The sequence below is a fragment of the Nocardia sp. CA-128927 genome, from assembly GCF_050955855.1.
Lineage (GTDB): Bacteria > Actinomycetota > Actinomycetes > Mycobacteriales > Mycobacteriaceae > Nocardia.
In genome coordinates this window covers 3,197,943-3,211,448 of the sequence record NZ_CP192087.1, presented here as the reverse complement: position 1 = coordinate 3,211,448, position 13,506 = coordinate 3,197,943, and the positions used below count along the sequence as shown (strand labels likewise).

At 67.4% G+C, this 13,506-nt stretch carries 13 protein-coding genes and 1 other RNA gene; 8 read left to right on the top strand and 6 right to left on the bottom strand.

Features of this window, described 5'->3' with window-relative positions; all coding sequences use genetic code 11:
* Positions 1-89: 89 nt before the first annotated feature.
* Positions 90-1,622, bottom strand: a complete 1,533-nt coding sequence (locus ACQPW1_RS15220) for an alpha/beta hydrolase (RefSeq protein ID WP_433663355.1) — start codon at positions 1,620-1,622, stop codon at positions 90-92.
* 206 nt (positions 1,623-1,828) lie between these two features.
* On the opposite strand from ACQPW1_RS15220, the gene panB reads away from it, so the two are divergent.
* The 6 genes from panB (at position 1,829) to ACQPW1_RS15190 (ending at position 7,434) form a co-directional block, all read left to right on the top strand.
* Entirely contained in the window at positions 1,829-2,686 is an 858-nt protein-coding gene (panB, locus tag ACQPW1_RS15215; RefSeq protein WP_433663354.1) for a 3-methyl-2-oxobutanoate hydroxymethyltransferase, read from the top strand.
* A 10-nt stretch (positions 2,687-2,696) separates the two neighbouring features.
* The gene (locus ACQPW1_RS15210; RefSeq protein WP_433663353.1) at positions 2,697-3,557 is read left to right on the top strand and encodes a hypothetical protein; all 861 of its coding nucleotides are present in this window, start codon (positions 2,697-2,699) and stop codon (positions 3,555-3,557) included.
* 75 nt (positions 3,558-3,632) lie between these two features.
* On the top strand, positions 3,633-4,091 hold the full coding sequence (locus ACQPW1_RS15205) for a hypothetical protein (RefSeq protein WP_433663352.1): 459 nt from the start codon (positions 3,633-3,635) through the stop codon (positions 4,089-4,091).
* Complete coding sequence (pip, locus tag ACQPW1_RS15200) at positions 4,091-5,068, top strand: prolyl aminopeptidase (RefSeq protein ID WP_433663351.1); 978 nt, start codon at positions 4,091-4,093, stop codon at positions 5,066-5,068. Before ACQPW1_RS15205 ends, pip begins: the two co-directional genes overlap by 1 nt.
* A gap of 2 nt (positions 5,069-5,070) precedes the next feature.
* The gene (locus ACQPW1_RS15195; RefSeq protein WP_433663350.1) at positions 5,071-5,952 is read left to right on the top strand and encodes a CHAD domain-containing protein; all 882 of its coding nucleotides are present in this window, start codon (positions 5,071-5,073) and stop codon (positions 5,950-5,952) included.
* Between the two features lie 258 nt (positions 5,953-6,210).
* A complete protein-coding gene (locus ACQPW1_RS15190) occupies positions 6,211-7,434 on the top strand; it encodes an IS110 family transposase (protein WP_433653875.1) in 1,224 nt (407 codons plus the stop codon).
* Positions 7,435-7,537: 103 nt separating this feature from the next.
* Here ACQPW1_RS15190 and ACQPW1_RS15185 read toward each other — a convergent pair whose 3' ends face one another.
* Together ACQPW1_RS15185 and ACQPW1_RS15180 are read right to left on the bottom strand one after the other, a co-directional pair.
* On the bottom strand, positions 7,538-8,971 hold the full coding sequence (locus ACQPW1_RS15185) for an RNB domain-containing ribonuclease (RefSeq protein WP_433663349.1): 1,434 nt from the start codon (positions 8,969-8,971) through the stop codon (positions 7,538-7,540).
* A 16-nt stretch (positions 8,972-8,987) separates the two neighbouring features.
* On the bottom strand, positions 8,988-9,320 hold the full coding sequence (locus ACQPW1_RS15180; protein ID WP_364729589.1) for a hypothetical protein: 333 nt from the start codon (positions 9,318-9,320) through the stop codon (positions 8,988-8,990).
* A gap of 429 nt (positions 9,321-9,749) precedes the next feature.
* Between ACQPW1_RS15180 and ACQPW1_RS15175 the strand changes: the two genes are divergently transcribed.
* Positions 9,750-10,130, top strand: coding sequence for a hypothetical protein (locus tag ACQPW1_RS15175; RefSeq protein WP_433663348.1), 381 nt, complete (start codon positions 9,750-9,752; stop codon positions 10,128-10,130).
* A gap of 192 nt (positions 10,131-10,322) precedes the next feature.
* Here ACQPW1_RS15175 and ACQPW1_RS15170 read toward each other — a convergent pair whose 3' ends face one another.
* The 3 genes from ACQPW1_RS15170 to rnpB all read right to left on the bottom strand — a co-directional run bounded on the left by ACQPW1_RS15170 (position 10,323) and on the right by rnpB (position 12,416).
* Positions 10,323-11,261: a slipin family protein gene (locus tag ACQPW1_RS15170; RefSeq protein WP_433663347.1), complete on the bottom strand. Its 939-nt coding sequence runs from the start codon at positions 11,259-11,261 to the stop codon at positions 10,323-10,325.
* A gap of 116 nt (positions 11,262-11,377) precedes the next feature.
* Entirely contained in the window at positions 11,378-11,821 is a 444-nt protein-coding gene (locus ACQPW1_RS15165; RefSeq protein WP_433663346.1) for a hypothetical protein, read from the bottom strand.
* 181 nt (positions 11,822-12,002) lie between these two features.
* An RNA gene (gene rnpB, locus ACQPW1_RS15160) (RNase P RNA component class A) lies at positions 12,003-12,416 on the bottom strand.
* Between the two features lie 76 nt (positions 12,417-12,492).
* Between rnpB and ACQPW1_RS15155 the strand changes: the two genes are divergently transcribed.
* The gene (locus ACQPW1_RS15155; protein ID WP_433663345.1) at positions 12,493-13,380 is read left to right on the top strand and encodes an alpha/beta hydrolase; all 888 of its coding nucleotides are present in this window, start codon (positions 12,493-12,495) and stop codon (positions 13,378-13,380) included.
* Positions 13,381-13,506: the final 126 nt, after the last annotated feature.

Sequence of the window (13,506 nt, the reverse complement as noted above, 5' to 3'; positions counted from 1 at the left end):
GAGAGTAAGCACCCGGCGTTAAATCCGTGTTACATACACGCTGAGTGTGCTGTGCTTGTTGTGCGAAAAAGACATCACGGCCCGTTCGCTCAGCAAGTGAGGCCCGGCTCCGGGTCGGTGAGGTCGACCAAGTAGTCGATCACCGCGTCGTCCACGCACGACGAGCCACCCGACAACGCGATCGTGTGCCGATTGCCCTTGTAGGTCAGCAGCGAGGCCCCGAGCTGCGACGCCAGGTCCACACCCGCCTGGTACGGCGTCGCCGGATCCTCGGTGGTCGACACGACCACCACCTTCGGCAGCCCGGTCACGGTGATCCGGTGCGGCTCACTGGTGTTCGGCACCGGCCAGGCCGTGCACTGGTCCAGCGGGGCCGCGCCGGTGCCGCGGCCGTCGTCGAGGAACGGTGCCGCCTTGCGGTATTCGACGTCCTGCTTGGCGGTGATGCCGCGGTCGCTGATCCGCGGATCGTCCACGCAGCGAATGGCGGTGAACGCGTCGGTGGTGTTGCTGTAGGTGCCGTCGTCGCGGCGGCCGTCGTACAGGTCGGCCAGTTGCAGCAGGGTGTCGCCGCGGCCGTCGCGCAGTTCGGAGAGGCCGAGGGTGAGCACCGGCCACAGATCGTTGGTGTAGAGGGCTTGGCGCACGCCGGTGAGCGCGTCGCTGTAGTTGAGTCCGCGCGGGTCGGTGGTCGCTACGGGCTTGTCCCACAACGGGTTCACCAGTGTGCGGAACCGCTGCACGGTCTGCGTCTTGTCGGTGCCGAGCGGGCAGTCCTTCTTGCCCGTGCAGTCCGCGGCGTAGGCGTCGAACACCTTCTGGAAGCCCTCCGCCTGGCGCAGCGATTCCTGCACCGGGTCCTGCGAGGAGTCGATGGCGCCGTCCAAGACGAGGGCGCGCACGTGGTCCGGGAACTTCTCCGCGTACGCCGAACCGATCTTGGTGCCGTACGAGTAACCCAGGTAGCTGAGCTTCGCGTCGCCGAGCGCCGCGCGCATCACGTCCATGTCCTGCACCACCTCGCGGGTGCCGACGCGGGCGAGGAAGTCCTTGCCGGTGCGTTCGGTGCAGCGGTCCGCGTACTGCTTGTTCTCGTTCTCCGCGGCGGCGATGCCCTCGGGCGTGTTGTCCTTCTGCGGTTCGGCACGCTCGGCGTCCTGCTCCTGCGCGGTCTCGCAGACGATGGCCGGGGTCGAGGAGCCGACGCCACGCGGGTCGAAGCCGACCCGATCGAACCGGTCGGCGAGCGGGGTCTTGTTGCCGAGCGCCGACATGGTCAGGCCCGATTCGCCCGGGCCGCCGGGGTTCATCAGCAGCGAGCCGATCCGCTTGCCGGTCGCCTTGATCCGCGAGACGGCGATCTGCGCGGTCGGCCCGTCCGGGGCGGCATAGTCGACCGGCACGGTGATCCGCGCGCACTGCGCGTTGGGTGCGAAACGATCGTCCTGGGAGCCGAACCCGGTGCAGGTCCCCCACTGGACGGTCTGCGAGTAGAACTTCGTCAACTCGGCCGGCGAGGCAGGCATCGGCCCCGTCGGATGACCATTGATCGTGCACCCCGCCACCATCGACGCCAGCACCGCCACCACCAGCGCACCGCGCCCACTCCGAACCAAAGCCATCCACTGATAGTGGCAGCTCGACGGCTCGACAGGGACAACGCACCGGTCAGACGCCCCGAACCACCCCCGGTCAGCCGCCTGATGTGATCAATCGCATGGCTCGCATCCCTTAATACGGCCTGGTGACAGCTGGCACACTGGACTTCGTCAGACGAACCCGGGGACCCGAATGGGCCCCGAGGAGACACCAGACGAAAGGGACGAAGATGTCCGCATCCGATTCGGAAACCCCTGCCTACGGTGCCGCACCCGCCGAGCCCAAGAAGGCTATGCGCAAGACCAGGGTGCACCACCTGCAGCAGATGAAGGCCGACGGTCAGCGCTGGGCCATGCTCACCGCGTACGACTACTCCTCGGCTCGGCTGTTCGAAGAAGCAGGCATCCCGGTGCTGCTGGTCGGCGACTCCGCGGCCAACGTGGTCTACGGCTACGACACCACCGTGCCGATCACCGTGGACGAGCTCATCCCGCTGGTCCGCGGCGTGGTGCGCGGCGCACCGCACGCGCTGGTGGTGGCCGACCTGCCGTTCGGCACCTACGAGTCCTCGCCGCAGCAGGCGCTGGCCACCGCGACCCGGTTCATGAAGGAGGGCCAGGCGCAGGCGGTGAAGTTCGAGGGCGGCGAGCGGGTCGCCGAGCAGATCGCGCTGATCACCTCGGCCGGCATCCCGGTGATGGCGCACATCGGGTTCACCCCGCAGAGCGTCAACACCCTCGGCGGGTTCCGCGTGCAGGGTCGCGGCGACGGCGCCGAGCAGCTCATCGCCGACGCCATCGCGGTACAGGAGGCGGGCGCGTTCGCCGTGGTCATGGAGATGGTGCCGGCCGAGCTGGCCGCACAGGCCACCCGCAAGCTGACCATCCCCACCGTCGGCATCGGCGCCGGCGTGGAAACCGACGCGCAGGTACTGGTCTGGCAGGACATGGCCGGATACACCAGTGGCAAGACCGCCAAGTTCGTCAAGCGGTTCGGCAATGTCGGCGATGAACTGCGCAGCGCCGCGGCGGCCTACGCTGATGAGGTAGCCCGGGGCACTTACCCCGGGCCCGAACACAGCTTCTAGTGGAGTAACGATGACCGGCCGAGCAGTGCACGCACCCGCCGCACTGCTCGGCCAGCCCGCCGAGCCGCTGATCGACTGGGCATCGGGCGTGCTCAAGGCGGATGAGATCGAATTGACCGGCGCCCCGACGGAAGTCCGCCGCCGCGCCTGGTCGTTGATCGTCCGGATCCCGACCGAAATCGGCCCGATGTGGGCGAAAGCCAACGCCCGCGCCTTCGCGCACGAGGGCCCGCTGCTCCAGCTGATCGCCCGCCTGCGTCCCGGTAGCGTGCTGGAACCCCTTGCCGTGCAACCGGATCACGGCTGGCTGCTGAGCCCGCACGGCGGCGACACCGCGCGCGACACCGACGCCGAATGGTCCGGCCTGCTGCGCTCCTACGCCGACCTCCAGCAGTCCGTCGCGCCATACATCGACGCCTTGCTCGACACGGGCACGCCCTACTTCCCGCCCACCCGACTCGGCACGATCTACCGGCACTACGAGCCACGCGTCCCCGGCCTCGGTCACCGCATCGAGGAGGCCGCCGCCGAACTGGCCGGATACGGCAGGCTCACCATCGAACACAACGACGTCAACCCGCATAACGTCTTCGCGGGCAGCACTCCCGGCACCGGTCGGCTCTTCGATTGGGGCGACGCGGTGATCACGCACCCCTTCCTCTCGCATCGCATCCTGCACAACCCGCGCCGCGACGACTACTTCGACTTCTGGCGGAGCACCGGACCGGTGTCGGCCGCCGAGATCACCCTCGCCGAACGCCTCGCTCCCTTGATCGCGCTCAACCCCTGGCGCACGATCGACACCTCCATCCCCCGCTTCGCCCGCTGCGTCGAAGCACTGCTGGACGAGCTGCGGGTCACCTTCCGATAGGTAGACAGTCCGGGCCGCTGCGGCGAATCAATGGCAGACTCGATGCGGACATTCGCGATAGAAGTTGAGGTACTGATGCCGCACAGCCGTTGGATTTCACGCAGCACCCTGCTGCTGGCGGGCGTTTTCGCCGCCGCAGCACTGACCGCATGCGGAAGCGAGTCGAACCCGGCTCCGACCGGGAGCTCGAGCTCGACAACGGGGTCAGCGACGGCGACCACCAAGCCGAGCGGCACCGCGGGCACGAACAAGCCGGGCACCCCGCCGGTGATCTCCGATGCCGCGGCCGCCCAGCTCTGCGACATGATCAAGCCGGAGCTGTCGAACTGGCGAGTCCAGGGTCCGACGCTCGGCAAGATCGGGCTCAACGCGCTGGTGCACGAGTGGGCACTGCGCAACGGCGGCATCAACGGCGCGGTGCTCGCCGACAAGCCGATCGTCGACCGTCTCACCACCAAGAGCTGCCCCGACGTGCGCACGGAAGCGATCCAGGCGCTGGAGCTCCCCGACCTCGCCTCGGGCCTGGCGTTCTGATGGGCGGCGCACAGTTGCGGACGCTCTATCCCGAGATCGAGGCCTACGACTCCGGCAAGCTCGATGTCGGCGACGGCCAGTCGATGTACTGGGAGGTGAGCGGCAACCCGGACGGCAAGCCGGTGGTCTTCCTGCACGGCGGCCCCGGCGGCGGCACCTCGCCCGCCCAGCGGCAGTTCTTCGACCCGGCGGCCTATCGCATCGTGCTGCTCGATCAGCGCGGCTGCGGGCGCTCCACCCCGCACCTGGCCGATGACCCGAGCCTGGCGACCAACACCACCCAGCACCTGATCGCCGATATCGAGGCGCTGCGAACACATCTCGGCATCGAACGCTGGCAGGTGTTCGGCGGCTCGTGGGGTTCGACGCTCGCGCTCGCCTACGCCGAGACGTACCCGGACCGGGTGACCGAGCTGGTGTTGCGCGGCATCTTCCTGTTGCGCCGCAAGGAAATCGACTGGTACTACAACGGTGCCGCAGGCTACGTGTACCCCGACGAGTGGGAGAAGTACCTCGCGCCGGTGCCGGAAGCCGAGCGCGGCGAAGATCTGGTCGAGGTCTATCACCGGCTGCTGCACTCGCCCGACGAGGAGGTCGCGCTCGCGGCCGCCGTCGCCTGGTCCTCCTGGGAGGGCGCGACGAGTTCGCTGCTGCCCCAACCGGATCGGGTCGCCGATTCCGCCGAGCCGCGGTTCGCGCTGGCCTTCGCGCGGATCGAGAACCACTACTTCCGCAATCACGCCTTCCTCGACGAGGGCCAGCTGCTGCGCGATATCGACGCCATCGCACACATTCCCACGGTCATCGTGCAGGGCCGCCACGACGTCGTCTGCCCGACGGTGAGCGCCTGGGATCTGCACAAGGCGTTGCCCGGTTCGGAGCTGCATATCGTCGAAGACGCCGGACATGCCTCCTTCGAGCCCGGCATCACGCATCATTTGATCGAAGCCACCGATAGATTCGCGAAGGCGGGATAACCATGACGGCCACCGCAGGCAAGGCCATCGTCGCGGCACTCAGCGACAACGTGGACCGGCTGCTGGCCGCTGAACCCGAGGTCCGCGGTGACGAACCGGATTCGATCCACCAGATGCGGGTGGCCACCCGGCGGCTGCGCAGCGTGCTGCGGTCCTACCGCGGACTGTTCGAACGGACACCGGCCAGGACGATGGGCGATGAGCTCAAGTGGCTGGCCGGTGTGCTCGGCGTCGCCCGCGACGCCGAGGTGCGCGCCGAACGTTTCGAGACGTTGCTGACCAAACACGGTCAGCAGTCCGAACATTCGGAGGCCGACCTCGAACTGGTGACCGCCCGGTTGGTCACCGCCGAGAACAACAAGTACTCCGTCGCGCACGCCGACGTGCTGCTGGCGTTGGACAGCGTGCGCTACCGCGAGTTACGCGACGAGCTCACCAAGTGGCGCACCGAACCGCCGCTACGTTCCTCGCGTGCCGAGGTACCCGCGGCGGAGTTCTTCAACGTGGTGCTGGAACGCGACCGCGAACGCGTGCAGCGCCTGATCGAGCAGGAAACCACCGTCACCCCGACCGAACGGGTCGAGCTGCTGCACGATATTCGCAAGAGCGCCAAGCGATTACGGTATTCGTGCGAGGCCGCTGAAACCGTCCTCGGCGCCGACGCCAGCGACCTCGGCAGCCGCGCCAAACGACTACAGACCGTCCTCGGCGACCACCGCGACGCCGTCGAATCCCAACACGCCATCTACGGCATCGCCGCGGATGCCGGTGCCGCAGGCGAAGATACAGCCCTCTACCGAATCCTGGCCGGCGCCGAAGACACCGCCGCCCGCCAAGCCCTCACCCGCTACCCTGACGCCGCAGCCGCCCTGTCCGGCGAGTAGCCCCATCAGCAGCACCCTAATCAGTTCTGGGAGTGAGCTATCCGGCACACTCCTGGTAGTAGCCGGCCGGTAGGTGAGCACTTTCGCACCCTGGACTTCGAGTCCTGGAGAAAGACCGTGCCCCTGCCGGTAGGCCGGGAGAGTTGATCGCTGCTGGGATGTCGTGCCCGCCCGAATGGGCGTGAGCACTGCTTGATTAGGTCGCTGATGGTTCTCCTGCTGGCTGCTCGACGGTGATCGGCATTAGCAATTGGAGGATTGTTGCGACTGTTCGTAGGAGATGACTGGGCTGAAGACCACCACGACGTGGAGGTGATGGACACCGCCGGGCGCCGCCTGGCCAAAGCGCGCGTGCCCGAGGGCGTCGCCGGAATGGCGAGACTGCACGCGATCCTCGGCGGCCTGGTCGACGACGCCGACGAGGTCGAGGTCCTGGTCGGGATCGAGACCGACCGCGGTCCCTGGGTCGGGGCGCTGGTCGCCGCCGGATACACGGTACTGGCGGTGAATCCATTGCAGGCGGCCAGGTTTCGGGACCGGCTGGGAGTCTCGGGTGCCAAAAGCGACGCTGGTGACGCTCACGTGCTGGCGGATATGGTCCGCACCCATTCCCACGAATTGCGACCTGTCGCTGGGGATTCCGCGCGAGCCGAGGCCGTGAAGGTGGTGGCCCGTGCTCACAAGACGATGATCTGGGACCGAACTCGCCACACCCAGCGGTTGCGTCACGCTCTGCGTGACTACTTCCCCGCCGCGCTGGCCGCGTTCGACGACCTCGACGCCGCCGACACTCTGGAACTGCTCGCCAAAGCACCCACCCCAGCTGCGGCGGCCCGGCTCACGATCCCCCAGATCAGTGCCGCGTTGAAGCGGGCGCGCCGCCGCAACGTCGCCGACAAAGCCACCGCTATTGCGGCCGCACTGCGCAGCGAGCAGCTCGGCCAGCCCGAGGTCGTGGCGCAGGCCTACGCAGCCTCGGTCCAGGCGCTGCTGGCGGTCCTGACTGTCCTCAACACCCAGATCAAGACGTTGCAGGGGCAGGTCGAGGCGCATTTTGGGCAGCACCCGGCCGCTGAGATCATCGCGTCCCAGCCCGGTTTGGGACAGGTCCTCGGTGCCCGGGTGCTCGCAGAGTTCGGTGACGACCCCGACCGCTACCGCAGCGCCAAAGCCCGCAAGAACTACGCGGGCACCTCCCCGATCACCCGCGCGTCGGGCAAGAAGAAGGTCGCCCTGGCCCGGTTCGTACACAACGACCGGCTCATCGACGCCCTCACCACCCAGGCGCAATCCGCGCTGATGTGGTCCCGGGGCGCCCGCGACTACTACGACCGTCAGCGAGCCCGCGGTGTCGGTCACTACGCCGCGCTACGCCAGCTCGCCAACCGACTCGTCGGGATCCTGCACGGCTGCCTCAAAACCGGAACCCTCTACAACGAGACCACAGCCTGGCCCGACCCAGCTCAGCAGTCCGCTGCTTGACATTCAAGCTCCTGGGATGTCTTTCTGCAAGCTGCACACCCCGTGTAGGGGGTGTGCGGTTCAGGCAAAGGGTGTGCACAGAGCGTTTTTGGTGCGGACGCGGCTACGCGGGGTAGGCGAAGCTGATCTTGCGGGTGATGGGGTCGGCGGATACCAGGCGGACGCGGACGGCTGCTCCCTCCGGAGGTTCGCCCACGCACGGTCCGAGCACCGGCGGGTCGGCGATGAAGATCTCCGCTGCCCGGTTGCCGTTGGCTTCGCGCACCACGACCGCGTCGAACTCGGTACCGGCCCGTTCGGCGAGCAACGTGGACTCGGCGAGGTCGATGCACGCCCGTTCCACCTTGCCAGCGATCGCGTCGCTGCGGCGCATGCTGTCGGCGGTGTCGGCCAGACCGTCCTGAACCCATTGCGGTACTTCGGTTCCCGCGCAGCGGGCCAAACAGATCTCGGTGCTGAACCGGTCGGTCAGCCGCCGCAGCGGCGCAGTGACGTGCGCGTACGGGGCGCGGATGGCGCTGTGCTCCAAGCTTTCCGGCGTGGCAACCTCGGTGTCTCCGTTCACCACCGTGTAGGACGCCCCACGCAACAGACTCGTCGCCTCCGACATGAGCACAAGCGCGGCAGGCGTATTCGGATCCAACCCGGCCAACATCTGCCCGACCGACAGATTCTCGGGCCACTCGACGCCCAGCGCGGCGGCCGTGCGATGCATGGATGCTATCGCCGACTCGGCGGGCGGCGGCATAGTGCGCAATAATGCCGGCGCTCCCGCGTCGATCATGATGCGCGCCGCGCACATTCCGGTCAGCAGCGAAACCTGCTCGTTCCAGTCGTCGGCGGCGGTCCGCGGTTCGACGATCAACCGCCAATGACCATCCGACTGATCGTCGCGAACGATGCTCTGGTCCGGCAGCCGCAGCCCGATCGCGCCGCGCAGCAACCCGGCCTCGATGCGCCGCGTGCCGAATTCCGGCAGGGCCGCGATCGACGGGTGCAGTCGGCCCGCGTCGGCGTCGGCTTGCACGCCCGCGTAGTCGAGCCTGGCGCGCGAACGCACCAGTGCCCGTTGTACCGAAAAACGTTGCGGCTCGGCCTTTTCGTCGAGCTCTATGGTCCAGAGCGCCGCGGGTCTGGTCTGCTCGGGCAGCAGGCTCGCGGTGCCGTCCGACAGCACCGGCGGGTGCAGCGGCACGGTGCCGTCGGGTAGGTAGAAGGTTTGCCCCCTGGCGCTCGACTCCTTGGCGAGCGCGCTGTGCGGATCGATCACCGCGGCGACATCGGCGATGGCGTAGTGCAGCAGAAAGCCGGTGTCGGTGCGTTCGAGATGCAGGGCCTGGTCCAGATCCATGGCCCCCGGCGGGTCGATCGTCACGAACGGGATGTCGGTGCGATCGGCCCGGTCGCCCGCGAACGCGTCGGACGCGTCGCGGGCTTCCGCGGTGGCCTCGGCGGGATACGCCGAGGCCAGACCGAACTCGGAACGGATGGCGCCGAAATCTACCGGCGCCGAGACGATCCGCTGATGCAATTCCACGCTGTGGGTGCCAGACCTACTGCAACGCCAGCATGGTGCCGTTCAACGAGTCGAACGGTCCGTACACGGTGAAGGTGACATGTCCGCCCGGGACGGCGGCCGACACCGCGGCCGCCGCGTCCAATGCTTCACCGAACGAAGCCGCCGAAGGATGCGGCAGACCACCGAGGGTCTGTCCGAAACGGTTCTGAGCAACCCAGACCGTGTCAGCCGGGCTGAGGTCGACCTGTACCCCACCCGGCAGCGGCGTCACCGCTACGGCGCTGGCGGAGCCAGCACCCATCATGGCGAAAACCGAAGCAGCCCCGGCGATCAACGCGCCGGCGACCAGTGAGCGAACAATCCGCATAGAGTTGAGACCTGCTTTCCCGCATTCGAAGTGTGAAGGGCTCGTTGCGGCCAGGCAACGGGCCGTGCCAACGCGCACTACTTTATGACGTCGATCACGGTCCGGCTAGTTACCGGCGCATACGCCCGGCGAGTTCACCGTGCCGACATGGCCGCGACGTGGCTGCTAACGTGGGCCGCCGTAGCGGGTCTCACACTTTGCCCGCACATTTCGAAAGGTCCTGTACGTCGACAATTGGGAGTTCCGCAGCTATGTCATCGATTCTTTTCGACTACCTGGTGCCGCTGATCGGGGCAGACCAGGCAGCGTATTGGGCCCAGGTCTTCGTCATCGCACCGGTCTGACCCACAAGCCTTCTGCCACAAGCCGTCGCCTCCCGTTCACCCAACGGGAGGCGACTTTTGTCCCGGACCGCTAGCATCCCGCTCCGTGATCAGAACTACCGCCGCTCTCGCGGCCAGCGCCACCCTCTTTGCCCTACTGCTCACCGGCTGTGGGGACGACAAAGCCTCCAGTGCCACCCCCTCCTCCTCAGCTCCCGCGGCGCAGTCGAACGGCGACGCGCAAGTCGTCGACAATGTGAAGGCAGGCGCGTTCGTCGTCAGCTTCCGCGGCGCGTTCCCGAAACTTGCCGACGGCAAGGACGACACGAAGATCGCCACCATCCTCAGCGACACGTGCAAGGAGATCAAGGCGAACAAGTCCGAGGACGACGTCGTCAAGAGCATCGTCAAGCGGTCGTCCGGCAAGGTCGAGGCGACCCCCGAGGAGGCGAAGGCCGTCTACCAGATGGCCAAGATGATGTGCTGAGCTAGCGCTCCTTCAACCACGGCAGGTAGTCGGGCAGATACTTCAGCAGGTAACCGATCGTGATCATGCTGATGATGGCGATGACGGGAATGAGCACGGACATCGGTCCGGTCCTTACGTTGTGCTACCGGTGCGGGTCGTACGGCGCCGAAATGGCGGCGGCTGTACTCGTATCGGTATACGCCGGTTGTGTTACGTATGTGTGGTGTTTTCCGACGCCGTCGGCGATTCGTCCGGCGGATCGAGCTGTCGCTGCTCCGGGGTGGTGGGGAGCGCGGCAGGCTCGTCGGATCGTTCGACTACCGCCGCAGGCTCTTGCGGCCGCTGCACCGGCGACTGTTGCGGTGCCTGCGGATTGGCCGGTGCCTGCGGCGTGCTGCGCTCGAGGAAGCGCAGCAGCTCCACCGGGAACGGCAGCACCAGGGTCGAATTCTTTTCCGCCGCAACCTGAACCACGGTTTCCAGCAACCGCAGCTGCAGCGCGGCAGGTGACTCGGACATCTGCGCGCCCGCCTGCGCGAGCATCTTCGAGGCCTGCAACTCGCCCTCGGCGGAGATCACCCTGGCGCGGCGTTCGCGTTCCGCCTCGGCCTGGCGCGACATCGAGCGCTTCAGCGAATCCGGCAGCGCCACATCCTTGATCTCCACCCGATCGATGTGCACACCCCAACCCAGCGCCGGGCTGTCGATCATGATTTCCAGGCCCTTGTTCAGCTCCTCGCGATTGGACAACAGGCTGTCCAGATCGCTCTTGCCGATGATCGAGCGCAACGAGGTCTGCGCCACCTGGCCGACGGCGAACAGGTAGTTCTGCACCTCGGCCACCGCGAGCACCGGGTCGAACACCCGGAAGTACACGACGGCGTCCACCCGCACCGTCACGTTGTCGCGGGTGATGCCCTCCTGCGCGGGCACCGGCATGGTGACGATCTGCGTCGACACCTTGCGCATCCGGTCGACGAACGGAATCACCATGCGCAGCCCGGGGTCTCGGGTCGCGACCACCCGTCCGAAGCGGAAGATCAGCCCCTTCTCGTATTGCGTGACCACGCGCGCGCTCGCGGCCGTCAGCACGCCGCCGATCACCGCGCCCGCCCCGAGAATGCTGCCGAGAACAGCCAGTAGGTCCATGCCTTGCCCCCAGGCGCGCCCGGGTGCAGCAGGAGCGGGCGCCTGGGCGCTCCGGCCCCGCGGCTACCTACCATCATGGCACCGCGGAACCGGCTGCGGCAGAAGATCAGACCGCCCTATTTCAGGGTCAGCCGCTTCACGGCGGTGCCACTCTCGAGGCTCTGCTGATTGTCGCCCGACACCAAAGTGCTGAAGACCCGGACGGTTTCGCCCACCGCGGGACTGAACGGCTCGGCATCCGGGATCTTCGTGGCCGTGACGGACACGGTCTGACGTTCGGTGTTGCAGGTCGCTTTGGTCGTCGCGCCGATCGTCTGCTGCGCGCCCTCGCCCGTGCTGCGGACGAACACCTGCAGCGTCACCGGCTTGTCGGTCGCCTCGCACTTGTAGGCCACCGAGACATCCAGCCCACCGCTGGTCAATTCGGCGCCGGTGATGTCGACGTTGGTCGTAGCGGGCTTCGCCGGGGCCGTGGTTGTCGGCTCCGCGCCGGCGACACCGGCCCAGGCAACGGTGGCCAGTGCGGCCGCGGACGCGAGGGTTCCCGTGTGACGCAGCATGGTGTGAACGTTGATGACGATCTCCTAGCAGTCGATCCGCGGCGGCCCCGAATCGGACACACCGCACAAAACCTCGACCGACAATGTACTGGCATCCGCTGCGTCCCGGGCATCCCAATCATCTGGCCACAGAGTGGATCTCAGCCGTTAACGCGGAGTTCGCCCGGAGAGCGCCGGCGGGCGGACGAGTTGGCCTGTAAGCCGGATCCTGTCCCCGGTTCGCACCGGGGGGCGACCATCCATCTGGACACACCGTTGCCGGGTGCCTCGAGCGGTCCACCCGCAGGCTCGGGCGAGCAGCCCTCGAACACCTGCGCAGCCGCACCGCGAACGGTGCGACCTTTGACCTTGCTCCGGGCGGGGTTTACCAAGCCGCCCCGGTCACCCGGGGCGCTGGTGCGCTCTTACCGCACCGTTTCACCCTCACCACACGACCCGAAGGCCGTGGGCGGTCTGTTCTCTGTGGCACTGTCCCGCGGGTTGCCCCGGGTTGCCGTTAGCAACCGCCCTGCTCTGTGGAGTCCGGACTTTCCTCGGCGTCGGGCGGCGGCACAATCGTGCCCGTTCCCGATGCCGCGGTCGCCCGGCCAACTCGTCCGCCGTACCAGAGTACTGGTCGCCATGCACTCCGCCAGGGTGCGGGCCCCGCCAACGCAGTACGGTTGGGCGTCATGGAACGTGTCGAGGTCGGCTTCCCCTCCGGAAGCGAGCAGTGTGCCGCCTGGCTCTACCGTCCGGATGGTGCGCCGAAGCCCCGTCCGCTCGTCATCATGGGACATGGCCTGGGGGCGAATCGAGAGATGGGGCTCGACCGGTACGCGCGGCGTTTCGCCGCCGCCGGTATGGCGGTGCTGGTGTTCGATTACCGGCATTTCGGCGCGAGCCAGGGCGAGCCACGTCAGGTGATCCGGATCGGGCGGCAGCGCGAGGACTGGCAGTCCGCCATCGCCTACGCGCGCACCATCCGCGGCATCGACGCGACCCGGATCGCCTTGTGGGGCACCTCGTTCAGCGGTGGACACGTGCTCGCGGTGGCGCCGCACGACGATTACCTGGCCGCGGTGGTCGCGCAGGTGCCGTTCACCAGCGGTTGGTCCTGCGCGATGGCGAAGGGGCCGATCAGCATGACCAAGGTGACCGCGATCGCCGCCACCGACCTGCTGATCGGGTCGCTGCGGCGCAAGCACGTCGGCATCCGGTTGGCCGGGCGGAAGCGCTCGGCGGCGCTGATGAGCGCGGCCGACGTGCCGGAGGGCAACAGCAGGCTGGCCGACGAGAGCGAGCACTACAAGCCGAAGGTGGCTGCCCGCGTGGCGTTTTCGGCGCTGTTCGATTCGCCGGGCAAGCGGGCCAAGTCGCTGAAGATGCCGGTGCTCTACGCGTTATGCGACAACGACTCGATCACTCCGATCAAGTCCGCGTTGCGTGCGGCGGAACGCACCAAGCACGCGGTCGTGAAGCGTTATCAGGCAGGGCATTTCGACATCTACTTCGATGACGTGTTCGAGAAGGCCGTGTATGACCAGACGGAGTTCCTCGTTTCGATCCTGCGGCCGTGAGTTCGTCGGCAGCGGCCGGTATCGGTATCGGACTGCGCGAGACCGTGCCGTATCGTAGAGATCTGCTCACTTCTCGAGCATTTCTTGTCGTCGTCGATGGCCCCGATGCGCCGCGAAGCATCGTTC